The following is a 12,058-nucleotide window of genomic DNA, read 5'->3' as shown; positions in this document are numbered from 1 at the left end:
GCGCTCGCAGCATAACAAAAACGCCCCGACTGTCGGGGCGTTTTGCATGGTGGCGGCTCGGTCAGGGGCGTAGATCCAGCTCGCGTTCCAGCTCTACTGCCTTCTGGCGGGCTGGGTGAGTATTGAGGCGTTCCCGGTAGGCTTGCAGGTGCGGGAAGTGGGCCAGCTGGCCGCTTTGCGCCAGCAGATCCACCAGGAAGGAGTTCATGATGTCGGCGCCGGAGAGGCGATCCCCCACCAGATAGTGGCGATTCGCCATCACATCGTTGAGGTAGCCCATCACCTTGGCACACTCCGCCTTGGCGTAGTCCGGCAGGAAGCGCATCGGGCTGCCATCCTTGCGCACGAACATGTCGAGCAGCAGTGGCAGGATGCCCGAGCTCTCGGCAAAGTGAAGCCACTGCAGGTATTCGGGATACTCCGGGCTATCTGGTGCAGGAGCCAGCCGATCGGCGGCATAGCGGGCAATCAGGTACTCGGTGATGGCACCCGATTCTGCCAGCACCTGGCCGTCGAACTCGATGACCGGCGACTTGCCGAGGGGGTGAATGGCTTTTAGCTCGGGCGGTGCCAGAAAGGTGGTGGCATCGCGCTGATACGCCTTGATCTCATAGGGTTGGCCCAGCTCTTCGAGCAGCCAGATGATGCGTTGGGAGCGGGATTTGTTCAGGTGGTGCAGGACTATCATAACGACCTCGATTCGGTGGCAGGGTGGGATGTACGAGCGGGCGAGGGGGGCGGTTCACCGGCAGTAAAAAAAGAGCGGGCTGATGCCCGCTCGCTCAACACCTGACTTATGCCTCCAGCGCCTGATCCAGATCCGCCAGAATGTCCTCGATCGCCTCGATCCCGACCGACAGCCGGATCATCTCGGGTTTGACCCCAGCCTTGGCCTGCTCCTCTTCGCTCAACTGGCGATGGGTGGTGGAGGCGGGGTGGCAGGCCAGCGACTTGGCGTCACCGATATTGACCAGCCGCTTGAATATCTTCAGTGCATCGTAGAAACGCACGCCGGCTTCATAACCCTCCTTCAGGCCGAACGAGAGGATGGCCGAGGGGCGACCGGCCATGTACTTCTCTGCGAGCAGATAGTGCGGGTGACCCGGCAGACCGGCGTAGCTGACCCATGCCACTTTGGGGTGATGCTTGAGGTGGTTGGCGACCCGCAGGGCGTTGTCGACGTGGCGCTCCATGCGCAGGCTCAGGGTCTCCAGCCCCTGCAGTAGCAGGAAGGCGTTCATCGGCGCCAGCGCTGCGCCGGTATTGCGCAGCGGCACTGTGCGTACCCGCCCGATAAAGGCGGCCGGGCCAAAGGCCTCGGTATAGACCACCCCGTGGTAGGAGGGCTCGGGTTTGGTCAACTGCGGGAAGCGCTCGGCGTGATCCGCCCAGGGGAACTTGCCCGAGTCGACGATGACGCCACCCAGCGAGTTGCCGTGGCCGCCGACATATTTGGTCAGGCTGTGGACGACGATGTCAGCGCCATGTTCGATGGGCTTGCAGAGCACCGGGGTGGCGACCGTGTTGTCGACGATGAGCGGCACGCCACGGGCATGGGCTGCCTTGGCCAGCGCGGCCAGATCGACGATGTTGCCCGCCGGGTTGCCGATGCTCTCGCAGTAGACCGCCTTGGTCTTGTCGTCGATGAGGGCGGCGATGGCTTCGGCGCTGTCATCCTTGGCGAAGCGCACCTCGACCCCGAAACTCGGCAGCATGTGGGCGAACAATGTGTAGGTGCCGCCATAGAGCTGGGGAGTGGAGACGATGTTGTCACCGGCTGCGGTCAGCGCCTGAATGGCATAGGTGATGGCGGCAGAACCTGCCGAGACTACCAGTGCGGCGATCCCCCCTTCCAGCGCGGCCATCCGCTGCTCCAGCACATCATTGGTGGGGTTCATGATGCGGGTGTAGATATTGCCCGGCACCGCCAGATTGAAGAGATCCGCCCCGTGCTGGGCGCTCTCGAACTCGTAGGCCACCGTCTGGTAGATGGGTACGGCAACGGCTTTGGTGGTGGGGTCGTTGGTAAAGCCGTGGTGCAGGGCCAGGGTCGCATCTTTCATCACACACTCCTTGTTGGATGTTGCTTATGGCAGTTATAGATGGATAGACGTCCAATCTATCAGGCCCGTGGCCGTTGTAAACAGCAAGATCCGGCAAAGCAATTGCTCCCGCAGGGGATGCGCGTCCCGAGTGGCTGGCACGGCTCGCACTCAGAGACGGCGGCGATACTCCTTGTCGTCGATTTGGTTCATGTCCCACTGCATCAGGCGGTTGAGCTGCTGCATGGGATCCTCGATGAGCGGCAGCGGGCGCGGCAGGATCCGCTTGAAGTAACGGCGCAAGGTCTGCTGGATCCGGTTCGGTTTGAGGGGGTTGGCGTGGCTCATGATGGTGCTCCTCTACTGTGGTTCTCACGTTCATCAGCAGTATTGAGCTAAAATGCGGAAGTAAAAACTGATGACTTATAGCAACAGGATTTCCTCTTTTATGCCGACCGGTCGCCTTTACCAGCAATTTCAACGACTCGCCCAGCTGCTTGGCAGCGACGAACGGGAGATCAGCCTCGCCGAGGTGGCGGATCTGCTCTGCTGCACCCCACGCAACGCCCGTCTGCTGCTGCGGCGGATGCAGGATCAGGGCTGGCTCAGCTGGTCGGCGGAAGCGGGGCGGGGGCGGCGCTCCCGGCTCACCCTGCTCGACAGTCAGGAGAGCCTGACCCGGCGCCGCTTGCGGGAGCTGCTCAGTCAGGGCCAGCTGGCGCAGGCGGTGCGGCTGGCCGAGGATCGCCTCGATCTGCTCACTCCGCTGCTGATTGAACAGCTCGGTCAGGCCACCCGCGAGGGGCGCCAGATCCTGCGGGTGCCCTACTACCGGCCGCTGCCGCAGTTGTTGCCCACCGGCCCGATGCGCCGCTCCGAAATTCACCTGAGCCGCCAGATCTTCAACGGCCTCACCCGGCGAAATGAGGAAAATGGGGAAATCGAAGGGGATCTGGCCCACCACTGGGAGTGTCTGGGCCCCTGTCACTGGCGCTTCTATCTGCGCCCGGCGGTGCGCTTTCACCACGGCCGCGAGCTGGTGGTGGAGGATGTGATGGAGAGCCTGCTGGCCCTGCGGGATCGGCCGCTGTTTTCCCATCTGACCCGGCTGGAGAGCCCCTGGCCGCGCACACTGGATCTCTATCTCGACAGCCCGGATCCCTGGCTGCCCCACCTGCTGGCGGAGCCGGTGGCGACCATTTTGCCGCGGGAGCTCAAGGGGGAGGCGGGCTTTGCCCTGCAACCTGTGGGCACTGGCCCTTACCGGGTGGCCGCCAACGATCCCCTGCATCTTTGCCTTGCGGCGTTTGACGACTACTTCGGCCTGCGCGCCCTGCTCGACGAGATCGATATCTGGATGCTGCCGGAGCTGGCGGAGCGGCTGGAGACCCACCTGCAGCTGGGGCGCGACAGCCCTGAGCTCGGCACCATGCGCGGCGAGTCGGAGCTGGAGTCGGGCTGCTATTTCTTGCTGCAGGACGATCGTTCCGGATCCTTGCAGGATCCCGCCCTGCGCCAGTGGCTGGGTCAACTGCTCAATCCGGTAGCCCTGATGGGACGGGTCGCCCCCGAGTTGCAACGGGGCTGGACCAGTGCCCTCGGCCTGTTGCCCCACTGGCGCGAAGCGTTGCCCGCGCCCTTGCCCACACCGGCGCAGTTGCCGACAACCTTGGCGCTTGCCTGCTTCAACCAGCATCTGGAGTTCAACGAGTGCGCCAACGCCATGAGCAGCCTGCTGGCCGAACAGGGGATCCGGCTCGAGGTGCGCACCCTCGATTACGGCCGCTGGGTGAGTGGCGAGGATGAAGACGTGGATCTCTGGCTTGGCACCCTCAACCTCGAACATGCCGGCCCCTTTGCCCCCTACGCCTGGTTGCAGGGCACCCCGTTGCTGCGCAAGGTGTGGAGCAGTCAACGTGAGTTGTGGCAAGGGTTGATGCAGTGGCGCGCCAGCGGTGAGGAACCAGGCCCCCGCGCCCTGCTGGCAACCGTGCAGCAGCAGAGCTGGTTTGTGCCGCTGTTTCACCACTGGCTGGAGCTGGAGAGCCGGGTCGGCGTGCACGGGGTGCGGATGACGGCGCTCGGCTGGTTCGATTTTCGCAGCGCCTGGCTGCGGCCCGAGCCGACCCATCAACCCGCAGAGGCGCCATAGTTCGTCCAATTTCTGTCGCGGCTGACGAGTGCTCCGTGGCCGCTTGCGTGAAAGATCCGTAAATCGGCCGCTGCTGCACAGTTTGTGTCACGCCTCTGTGCCATGCTGTTTCAGGTTATGGACAGCAGAGCAAATGAGGAAAACGATGAGCAACAATTCAGACAGTTCCGCAGGAAAATGCCCGGTCATGCACGGGGGAACCACCTCCGTCGAGACGTCCAGAATGGAGTGGTGGCCGAAGAGCCTCAACCTCGACATTCTTCACCAACACGATACCAAGACCAATCCGCTGGGGGCCGGTTTCAACTATCGGGAAGCCTTGAAGGGGCTCGATATGGCGGCCCTCAAGCAGGATGTGACCGCCCTGATGACCGACAGTCAGGAGTGGTGGCCCGCCGACTGGGGCCACTACGGCGGCCTGATGATCCGCATGGCCTGGCACTCGGCCGGGACTTACCGCATCGCCGATGGCCGCGGCGGCGGTGGCAGCGGCAACCAGCGTTTCGCCCCTCTCAACTCCTGGCCGGATAACGCCAACCTCGACAAGGCCCGTCGCCTGCTATGGCCCATCAAGAAGAAGTACGGCAACAAGATCAGCTGGGCCGATCTGATCATTCTTGCGGGCACCGTGGCCTATGAGTCCATGGGGCTCAAGACCTTCGGCTTCGCCTTTGGCCGCGAGGATATCTGGCATCCGGAGAAGGATATCTACTGGGGATCGGAGAAGGAATGGCTGGCGCCCAGCGGCAAGCCGGGCGGTCGTTACTCCGGCGAGCGGGATCTGGAAAACCCGCTGGCGGCGGTGATGATGGGGCTTATCTACGTCAACCCGGAAGGGGTGGATGGCCAGCCCGATCCCCTGAAAACCGCGCAGGATATGCGGGTCACCTTCGCCCGCATGGCGATGGATGATGAAGAGACGGTAGCGTTGACCGCCGGTGGCCACACAGTCGGCAAGGCTCACGGCAACGGCGATGCCAAACAGCTTGGGCCCGAGCCGGAAGGGGCCAGCCTCGAGGAGCAGGGGCTCGGCTGGATCAATCACAACAACCGCGGCATCGGCCGCAACACTGTGACCAGCGGCATCGAGGGGGCCTGGACCACCCACCCGACCCAATGGGACAACGGCTACTTCGATCTGCTGTTCAAGTACGACTGGTGGTTGCAAAAATCACCGGCGGGGGCCCATCAGTGGGAACCGATCAATATCGCCGAAGAGGATATGCCGGTAGATGTGGAGGACCCCTCGATCCGCTGCAAACCCATGATGACGGATGCCGACATGGCGCTCAAATTCGACCCCGAGTATCGCAAGATTGCCGAGCGCTTCCGCGATGATCCGGCGGCCTTCTCCGACGCCTTTGCCCGTGCCTGGTTCAAGCTGACCCACAGGGATATGGGGCCGAAGAGCCGCTATGTCGGCCCCTATGTGCCGACAGAAGATCTGATCTGGCAGGATCCGGTGCCAGCCGGACGTGCCGATTATGACGTGGCGGCGGTGAAGGCCAGGATCGCCGCCAGCGGCCTCTCCATCAGCGAGCGGGTCACTACCGCCTGGGATAGTGCCCGTACCTTCCGAGGCTCCGACAAGCGGGGTGGTGCCAACGGCGCCCGCATCCGGCTGGCGCCGCAGAAGGATTGGCCGGGCAACGAACCGGCGAAGTTGGCGAAGGTGCTGGCGGTCTATGACAAGCTGGCGGCCGAGTGTGGCGTCAGCGTCGCGGATCTCATCGTGCTGGGGGGCAACCTCGCCATCGAGCAGGCTGCGCAGGCCGCCGGGGTGACGGTGAGCGTGCCGTTTGCGCCGGGCCGGGGGGACGCCACTCAGGCTCAGACCGATGTGGCCTCGTTCGAGGTGCTGGAACCGCTGGCCGACGGCTTCCGCAACTGGCTCAAGCAGGACTATGTGGTGACGGCGGAGGAGCTGCTGCTGGATCGCGCCCAGCTGATGGGGCTCACCGCCTGCGAGATGACGGCGCTGGTCGGCGGGATGCGGGTGCTCGGCACCAACCACGGCGGTACCGGGCACGGGGTCTTTACCGATCGGGTCGGGGTACTCAGCAACGACTTCTTCGTCAACCTGACCGACATGGGCTACCAGTGGCTGCCGAAAGCGAGCAATCTCTACGAGATCCGCGATCGCCGCAGCGGCGCCCTGAAGTGGACGGCCACCCGGGTGGATCTGGTGTTCGGCTCCAACTCGGTGCTGCGCGCCTATGCCGAGGTCTATGCCCAGGATGACAACAGCGAGAAGTTTGTCTGTGACTTCATCACCGCCTGGAACAAGGTGATGAATGCGGATCGCTTCGATCTGCTCGGCTAGTCCCCAAGCCGTTTGGTTATCTGCACCAGCCCCGCACAGCCAAGATGTGCGGGGCTTTTTACTGCCCGCTTTTCTGTGCGGCCTTACAATCAGCCGCGCTGCGACACCCGCTGGCCGGTCGCGCAGGGCCGCTGGCATCCCTGTGCTTGGGCCAGCAGTATCATGTAACATGCTGATCCGCTGGTTATGCCCGGCGGCCACCCCATTGGCCACTGATGTCCAATCAACAGGACAAGGACAGAAACAAAGAGACAAGGAGTCAACCCATGCTGGAAATGCAGATCCAACCCCGCTTTCAGGAGACGGATGCCCTCGGCCATATCAACAATACGGTGCCGGCGGTCTGGTTCGAATCGGCGCGGGATCCCCTGTTCCGGATCTTCTCCCCCGATCTGGATGTGCATAACTGGCACCTGATCATCGCGGGCTATACGGTGCAGTTCAAACGGGAGCTGTTCTACGGCCAGCCGGTCACCATCAAGACTGGTGTGCGCCGCATCGGCACCAGCTCCTTTACGGTCTGGCAGGAGGCCTGGCAGGGCGGCGAACTGGCCGTCACCGCCGAAACGACCCTGATCCATTTTGACTACCGGGCCCGCCAATCCCTGCCCCTGAGCGATGCTCACCGGGAAGGGCTGCGGGCCTGGCTGACAGAGAGTTAACCACGGGCCGGATGGCCCATCACAGGAGTGTTATGTACAACTCAATGCGCAACACAGCGATCGCGCTGACCCTGGGATTCTGCTCCCTCCCTTCTCTGGCCGCTTCTCTCGCCGAGCAGTTTACCCTGATGGAGAAGGGGGCCGAGAGCGCCCTCGATACCCGTCAATTCAGCCATGACGGCGTCGATATCAAGGCCTGGATCGATGGCGTCCCCGTTATCATCGCCGTGCCCATCATGAACGAGCTGGGCAAGCTGGAAGGGGAGAGCCGCTACTACTTCAAGGGTGGCAAGTTGTTCGGGGTCAAAGAGCCCGCCGCCCAGTTTGCCTTTGATGACAACGGCAAGCTGACCCAGTGGCTGGACGAGAAGGGCCAGCCCGCCGAGTTCGTCAGCAAAATGAGCATGCAGCAGCGTCAGGAGTGGCTCACCAAGCGAGCCGCCGAGCTGAGCAAGCTGTTTGTGGTGAGCGCGGCCGAACAGAAGGCGGCCAAGGGGGGCGTCAAGCTGAAGGGGGCGGATCTCGCTCACTGGCTCTGCAACGGCAAACTGATGGATCTTGCCCACGGCGACAAGGTGATCTTCGAGCAGGATAAGCTGAAGATTGGCGAGCAGGGGATCGAGGGGGAGGTCTCCCTGCGTCAGGATAAGGGGTGGCAGGAGCTGAGCCTCAAGTGCGAGGTGCAGGGCACCCAAGTGACCCGCCTCACCTGGCAGCCGCTGCCGGGTGCCAACAAGCCGCAATAAGCGCAGTAGCAAGGGGGCCCATCGCGGGCCCCCTTCTCATTCGGTGTGTGGCTCCCCCAGCTTGAGCCGGGTGAGCGCCTCGACCCGGCGCCACTGTCCGGGCTCGAACCAGCGGGCCAGCAGCTCCTGCTGCTGTTCGGCCCGGGCCTCGTTCGGCAGTTGCCTGAGCTCGGCCAGAAAGCCGCTGAGCTGCTCCTCGAACCCTTGCCGGTTCTGCTCCAGCTGGCGCATCCGATCCACCGCTTCCGGCCCCCCTGTCTCCAGCAGCAGAGCCTCCCGTTTGGCCGGGTCCATCTGCGCCAGCTCTTGCAACTCCCCAAGCAGGCGGCTGTTGGCCTCCGCCTCGCGAAACCAGTCCGGTTGCTCCGCCAGCCAGAGATCCAGCTCGCTGGCCAGCTGCGACTTGTCGCTGTCTCTCGCCTCCGCCAGCGCCCTGCGGCGCAGCGTCAGCTGCTCCATCAGCCGATCCTCGGCAAACAGCTGGGTCTGCTCGGCTGGAGTAAAGCTCTGCTGGCGCAGCTGCTCCCGCTCGTCAAACAGGATCTGCAAGCTGGCGAGGGAGATCTCGGTGGGCACCGTCAGGCTGCTCTGGGCCGAGATAAAGGTGCGATAGCGCGCCTGCAGGGCATCGGCGGCCTCCTGCTCGGGATCGTGCGGGTGGCTCTGTGCATGCTGGCTGGCTTGAGCTGTTGATGAGTCTGCCGTCGGTGCCGTGGGCCAGAGCAACACCCCGCCAAGTAGCAGGGTGATGGCGCAGGGCACGACGAGCAGGGTGGCTATCTTCATAGTCCCAGCTCCTTGAGACGGTTGGCATGCTGGCGATAGAGGGTGACCGGATCGGTCTCGAACAGATGGTGGATACCGAAGGACTGGTTCACTTCGTCCAGATGGTTCATCCGGTAGCCGGTGCCGATCACCTTGCCGAGGTGGCTGCTGCAGACCCCGACCAGTCCGTCATTGGGCTCCTTGAAGAAGGAGCCGGTCAGCGCCAGTGCGGGATCCACCGGATCCAGCAGATTGGTCAGGTTGCCGCGTCCGCTCCAGGAGAAGTAGTAGACGCCGTTGGTCGCCTGCATCGGCCCCTCGCCGCAATAGCGGCTGGGCAGCCCCTCCGGGTAGCGCTGGTTGAACTGGCTGGCCCCCTTGCTGGTGAGGGCATCGAGGGCGGCGACCGGATCTTGCGGTAGCTGGCTCCCGCCCGAGAGCAGTGAAATCATGCCGGAGAGGGCGTGGGCCGCGGCGGCCGCCAGCTTCTCGGCGGCGCTGCCGGGGGCGGCATTGGCCCGCACCAGATCGGCAATCTCGGAGCCGTAGTTGACCCCGCCAACGCTGGTGGCGGAGGCGACCAGCTCGGGGGCGACCGAGGCGACATAGCGGATGGTAGGGCCGCCGTGGGAGTGGCCGATGAGGTTGACCTTCTCGGCGCCGGTGGCCGCCAGCAGCAGCTCGACCTGGGCGAGCAGCTGCTCCCCCCGTTGTTCTGAACTGGCGGTGGCTGACACCTGCGCCACGTAGACTTTGGCACCATCCCGGCTCAGGGCCTGGGGAATGCCGTAGAAGTAATCGACCCCGAGCAGCTTGTCGAAGCCGAACAGGCCGTGCACCAGCACTATGGGGTAGCGGGTCTGGGTGTATCCGCTGGCGTGTGCCAGCATGGGCAGGGTGCAGAGCAGCACCAGAAGCCATCTCTTCATCATCAGCATCCTTGTTGATTCGTGAGGAACAGATTGTGTGGCGTACTCCATGTTCGCCGGTGCCAGTATGGTGGCTGCTGACGGGAGAGGCTGTGAGGGGGATCGCAACTCGGGATTCAAAAGGGATTGAGGGTACGGGCGGGGAGGCTGTGCTCCCCGCCCTGCGGCTTATTGCCACTCCACCAGGTGATACTGCTTCTTGCCCCGGCGCAGCAGCAGGTAGCGACCAAACAGCCGATCATCGGCACTCAGCTGTTCATCCTGCTTGATCACACCATTGAGGCTGATGGCCCCCGCCGCCAGCAGCTCGCGGGCGATGCGTTTGGAGTTCGCCAGACCGCAGCTGACCAGCAGGCTGACCAGATCCGTCTCGCCGCTGACGGTGCTGCTCGGCATGCCATCCTGCGCCAGCTGGGCTAGATCGCTCTCGCCGAGGCGAGCAACATCGCCGCTAAACAGCAGCTCGCTGATGCGCTGCACCGCCGCCAGCGCCGCCTTGCCGTGTACCAGCTCGGTCAGCTCGTCCGCCAACACCTGCTGGGCCTGCTTGCGCCCCTGCCGCTTTGCGTCTTCCGCCTCCAGTACATCAATCTCGCTCAGCGACATAAAGCTGTAGTAGCGCAGGAAGCGGTAGACATCCTCATCCGCGGTGCCGAGCCAGAACTGGTAGAAGGCGTAAGGGGAGGTGAGCGCCGGATCGAGCCAGACCGCGCCCCCTTCGGTCTTGCCAAACTTGGTGCCGTCCGCCTTGGTGATAAGGGGTAGAGTCATGCCGTGCACCTGCGCCTGATGGAGACGACGGGTGAGATCCATGCCGCTGGTGATATTGCCCCACTGGTCGTTGCCGCCAATCTGCAGGGTGCAACCGAGCCGCTGGTGCAGCACCGCAAAGTCGTAGGATTGCAGCAGAGCGTAGGAGAACTCGGTGAACGAGATGCCCTGATCCGGGCGAGCCAGCCGCTGACGCACCGACTCCCGCGCCAGCATGGCATTGACCGAGAAGTGCTTGCCGATATCCCGCAGAAAATCGAGGGCGGACATCTGCCCCATCCAGTCGCCATTGTTGACCAGTTGCGGGGCCGACAGGCCCTCATCGGCGGGCAGCAGCGCCCTGATTTGGGCCGACAGGCTGGCGACCCAACCCTGCACGGTATCGGCACTGTTGAGGCTGCGCTCGGTCGCCTTGAAGCTGGGATCGCCGATAAGGCCGGTTGCCCCGCCCACCAGTGCCACCGGGGTGTGGCCCGCCAGCTGGAAGCGGCGCAGCATCAAGAGCGGCACCAGATGACCGATATGCAGGCTGCCAGCGGTGGGATCAAACCCGCAATAGACGGTGCGCGGGGTGGCAAGATGATCGGCCAGGGCCGCCGGGTCGGAATTCTGGGCCACAAGGCCGCGCTCGGTCAGCTCATCAAGCAGGTGGGGGTTGATCATGTGTGCTCCAACAACAGGGGAAAAGCCGTCATCCTCGCCGTTCTGGCCAGTGGCGGATATGTCCCCTGAGGGACAGTTTTGCCACTCTCGTGCTAGCATTCAGCCATAGCGGGGAATCGCTCCCCGTTACCGGAAACGTGCCACCATGACCCAGCCATTCACCAAAGATGCCTTGACCTGCAGCATGACCGAGGTGGTCGATGCCCTGCACAGCAGCGCCTTTGCGGCGGCGCTGGTGCGGCTGATCCAGCAGCAGGTGGCGTTTGATTGTGCCCTGCTGCTCGGGGTGGGGCAGCGGCCCGTCTACCTCTACGACAACCTCAATCATCAGCGGGCTCTGCTGTTTGATCGCTACCTCACCAGCCACTTCAGTCAGGATCCCTTTATGCAGGCGCTGGAACAGGGCTTGCCTGCCGGCGTCTGGACGCTGGCGCAGGTCTCCCAAGGGCGGCTCGATCCCGAATATCGCCACCACTTCTATCAGGCCACCGGCTGGCAGGAGGAGGTGGGGCTGATCCTGCCGGTGCGGGACGGGCTGACGCTGATGCTGTTTCTGGGGCGACTCGACAAGCGCAGTACTCTCAGCCGTGACGAGCTGGCGAGGCTGGAGCAGCTGTTCCCGCTGGTGCATTCGCTCTGTCGTCAGCAGTGGCAACAGAGCTCGCCGTTGCTGGCCCAGAGCACTGCACTGCCAGACAGCGCCAGCCTCCGGAGCGCGGTGGGGCAGGCGATGGCGAGTGTCGGGGGCGATAGGCTTACCCGGCGCGAGCAGCAGGTGGCGGAGTTGCTGCTGCAGGGGCTGGATACGGAGGCGATTGCCGCGGAGCTCGGGATTGGCAGCGGCACGGTGAAGAATCACCGCAAGCATCTCTATGGCAAGTTGCGGCTCGGCTCGCGGGCAGAGCTGTTCAATCTCTTTCTGAACCACCTCATTACGGCTCCGGTGGAGGCATCACAGGCGTTATCGGCGGGAGATAAAGAGAATCCGCCATAGGGCGGGCCGGA

The 12,058-nt window shown here is 63.8% G+C and carries 11 protein-coding genes; 5 read left to right on the top strand and 6 right to left on the bottom strand.

Going from position 1 to position 12,058, the window contains the following annotated elements; genetic code table 11:
* Nucleotides 1-61 precede the first annotated feature (61 nt).
* The 3 genes from LRL22_RS15820 to LRL22_RS15810 form a co-directional block, all read right to left on the bottom strand.
* On the bottom strand, nt 62-688 hold the full coding sequence (locus LRL22_RS15820; protein ID WP_270905838.1) for a glutathione S-transferase family protein: 627 nt from the start codon (nt 686-688) through the stop codon (nt 62-64).
* Between the two features lie 106 nt (nt 689-794).
* Nucleotides 795-2,063 carry an O-acetylhomoserine aminocarboxypropyltransferase/cysteine synthase family protein gene (locus LRL22_RS15815; RefSeq protein ID WP_124241464.1) on the bottom strand — a complete coding sequence of 423 codons (1,269 nt, stop codon included), beginning with the start codon at nt 2,061-2,063 and terminating at the stop codon, nt 795-797.
* Nucleotides 2,064-2,213: 150 nt separating this feature from the next.
* On the bottom strand, nt 2,214-2,390 hold the full coding sequence (locus LRL22_RS15810) for a hypothetical protein (RefSeq protein WP_005336463.1): 177 nt from the start codon (nt 2,388-2,390) through the stop codon (nt 2,214-2,216).
* Nucleotides 2,391-2,490: 100 nt separating this feature from the next.
* Between LRL22_RS15810 and sgrR the strand changes: the two genes are divergently transcribed.
* The 4 genes from sgrR to LRL22_RS15790 all read left to right on the top strand — a co-directional run bounded on the left by sgrR (nt 2,491) and on the right by LRL22_RS15790 (nt 7,925).
* Entirely contained in the window at nt 2,491-4,194 is a 1,704-nt protein-coding gene (gene sgrR / locus LRL22_RS15805) for an HTH-type transcriptional regulator SgrR (protein ID WP_270905837.1), read from the top strand.
* A gap of 145 nt (nt 4,195-4,339) precedes the next feature.
* Nucleotides 4,340-6,517: a catalase/peroxidase HPI gene (gene katG / locus LRL22_RS15800; RefSeq protein ID WP_270905836.1), complete on the top strand. Its 2,178-nt coding sequence runs from the start codon at nt 4,340-4,342 to the stop codon at nt 6,515-6,517.
* 266 nt (nt 6,518-6,783) lie between these two features.
* Entirely contained in the window at nt 6,784-7,179 is a 396-nt protein-coding gene (locus LRL22_RS15795) for an acyl-CoA thioesterase (protein ID WP_005336457.1), read from the top strand.
* A 44-nt stretch (nt 7,180-7,223) separates the two neighbouring features.
* A complete protein-coding gene (locus LRL22_RS15790; RefSeq protein WP_270905855.1) occupies nt 7,224-7,925 on the top strand; it encodes a hypothetical protein in 702 nt (233 codons plus the stop codon).
* Between the two features lie 36 nt (nt 7,926-7,961).
* On the opposite strand, the gene LRL22_RS15785 is transcribed toward LRL22_RS15790, so the two are convergent.
* The 3 genes from LRL22_RS15785 to tyrS all read right to left on the bottom strand — a co-directional run bounded on the left by LRL22_RS15785 (nt 7,962) and on the right by tyrS (nt 11,053).
* Entirely contained in the window at nt 7,962-8,711 is a 750-nt protein-coding gene (locus LRL22_RS15785) for a lipase secretion chaperone (protein ID WP_270905835.1), read from the bottom strand.
* Nucleotides 8,708-9,619, bottom strand: coding sequence for a lipase family alpha/beta hydrolase (locus LRL22_RS15780; RefSeq protein ID WP_265062872.1), 912 nt, complete (start codon nt 9,617-9,619; stop codon nt 8,708-8,710). The genes LRL22_RS15785 and LRL22_RS15780 overlap by 4 nt, the downstream gene beginning before the upstream one ends.
* Nucleotides 9,620-9,787: 168 nt before the next feature.
* Nucleotides 9,788-11,053 (bottom strand): tyrosine--tRNA ligase, encoded by a 1,266-nt coding sequence (gene tyrS / locus LRL22_RS15775; RefSeq protein WP_270905834.1) that lies wholly within the window; start codon nt 11,051-11,053, stop codon nt 9,788-9,790.
* Nucleotides 11,054-11,198: 145 nt separating this feature from the next.
* Here tyrS and LRL22_RS15770 point away from each other — a divergent pair, with 145 nt between their 5' ends.
* A complete protein-coding gene (locus LRL22_RS15770) occupies nt 11,199-12,047 on the top strand; it encodes a helix-turn-helix transcriptional regulator (protein ID WP_270905833.1) in 849 nt (282 codons plus the stop codon).
* Nucleotides 12,048-12,058 lie beyond the last annotated feature (11 nt).

The sequence above is a fragment of the Aeromonas sp. PI_26 genome, from assembly GCF_027854445.1.
Classification (GTDB): domain Bacteria; phylum Pseudomonadota; class Gammaproteobacteria; order Enterobacterales; family Aeromonadaceae; genus Aeromonas; species Aeromonas veronii.
Note: the sequence above shows the minus strand (reverse complement) of the source record. Positions and strands in the feature narration are given on the sequence as shown.

What these genes read in the sequence shown, in the direction of transcription:
- LRL22_RS15820 (WP_270905838.1), bottom strand. Translation starts at nt 688, where the DNA reads ATGATAGTCCTGCACCACCTGAACAAATCCCGCTCCCAACGCATCATC.
- LRL22_RS15815 (WP_124241464.1), bottom strand. Translation starts at nt 2,063, where the DNA reads ATGAAAGATGCGACCCTGGCCCTGCACCACGGCTTTACCAACGACCCC.
- LRL22_RS15810 (WP_005336463.1), bottom strand. Translation starts at nt 2,390, where the DNA reads ATGAGCCACGCCAACCCCCTCAAACCGAACCGGATCCAGCAGACCTTG.
- sgrR (WP_270905837.1), top strand. Translation starts at nt 2,491, where the DNA reads ATGCCGACCGGTCGCCTTTACCAGCAATTTCAACGACTCGCCCAGCTG.
- katG (WP_270905836.1), top strand. Translation starts at nt 4,340, where the DNA reads ATGAGCAACAATTCAGACAGTTCCGCAGGAAAATGCCCGGTCATGCAC.
- LRL22_RS15795 (WP_005336457.1), top strand. Translation starts at nt 6,784, where the DNA reads ATGCTGGAAATGCAGATCCAACCCCGCTTTCAGGAGACGGATGCCCTC.
- LRL22_RS15790 (WP_270905855.1), top strand. Translation starts at nt 7,224, where the DNA reads ATGCGCAACACAGCGATCGCGCTGACCCTGGGATTCTGCTCCCTCCCT.
- LRL22_RS15785 (WP_270905835.1), bottom strand. Translation starts at nt 8,711, where the DNA reads ATGAAGATAGCCACCCTGCTCGTCGTGCCCTGCGCCATCACCCTGCTA.
- LRL22_RS15780 (WP_265062872.1), bottom strand. Translation starts at nt 9,619, where the DNA reads ATGAAGAGATGGCTTCTGGTGCTGCTCTGCACCCTGCCCATGCTGGCA.
- tyrS (WP_270905834.1), bottom strand. Translation starts at nt 11,053, where the DNA reads ATGATCAACCCCCACCTGCTTGATGAGCTGACCGAGCGCGGCCTTGTG.
- LRL22_RS15770 (WP_270905833.1), top strand. Translation starts at nt 11,199, where the DNA reads ATGACCCAGCCATTCACCAAAGATGCCTTGACCTGCAGCATGACCGAG.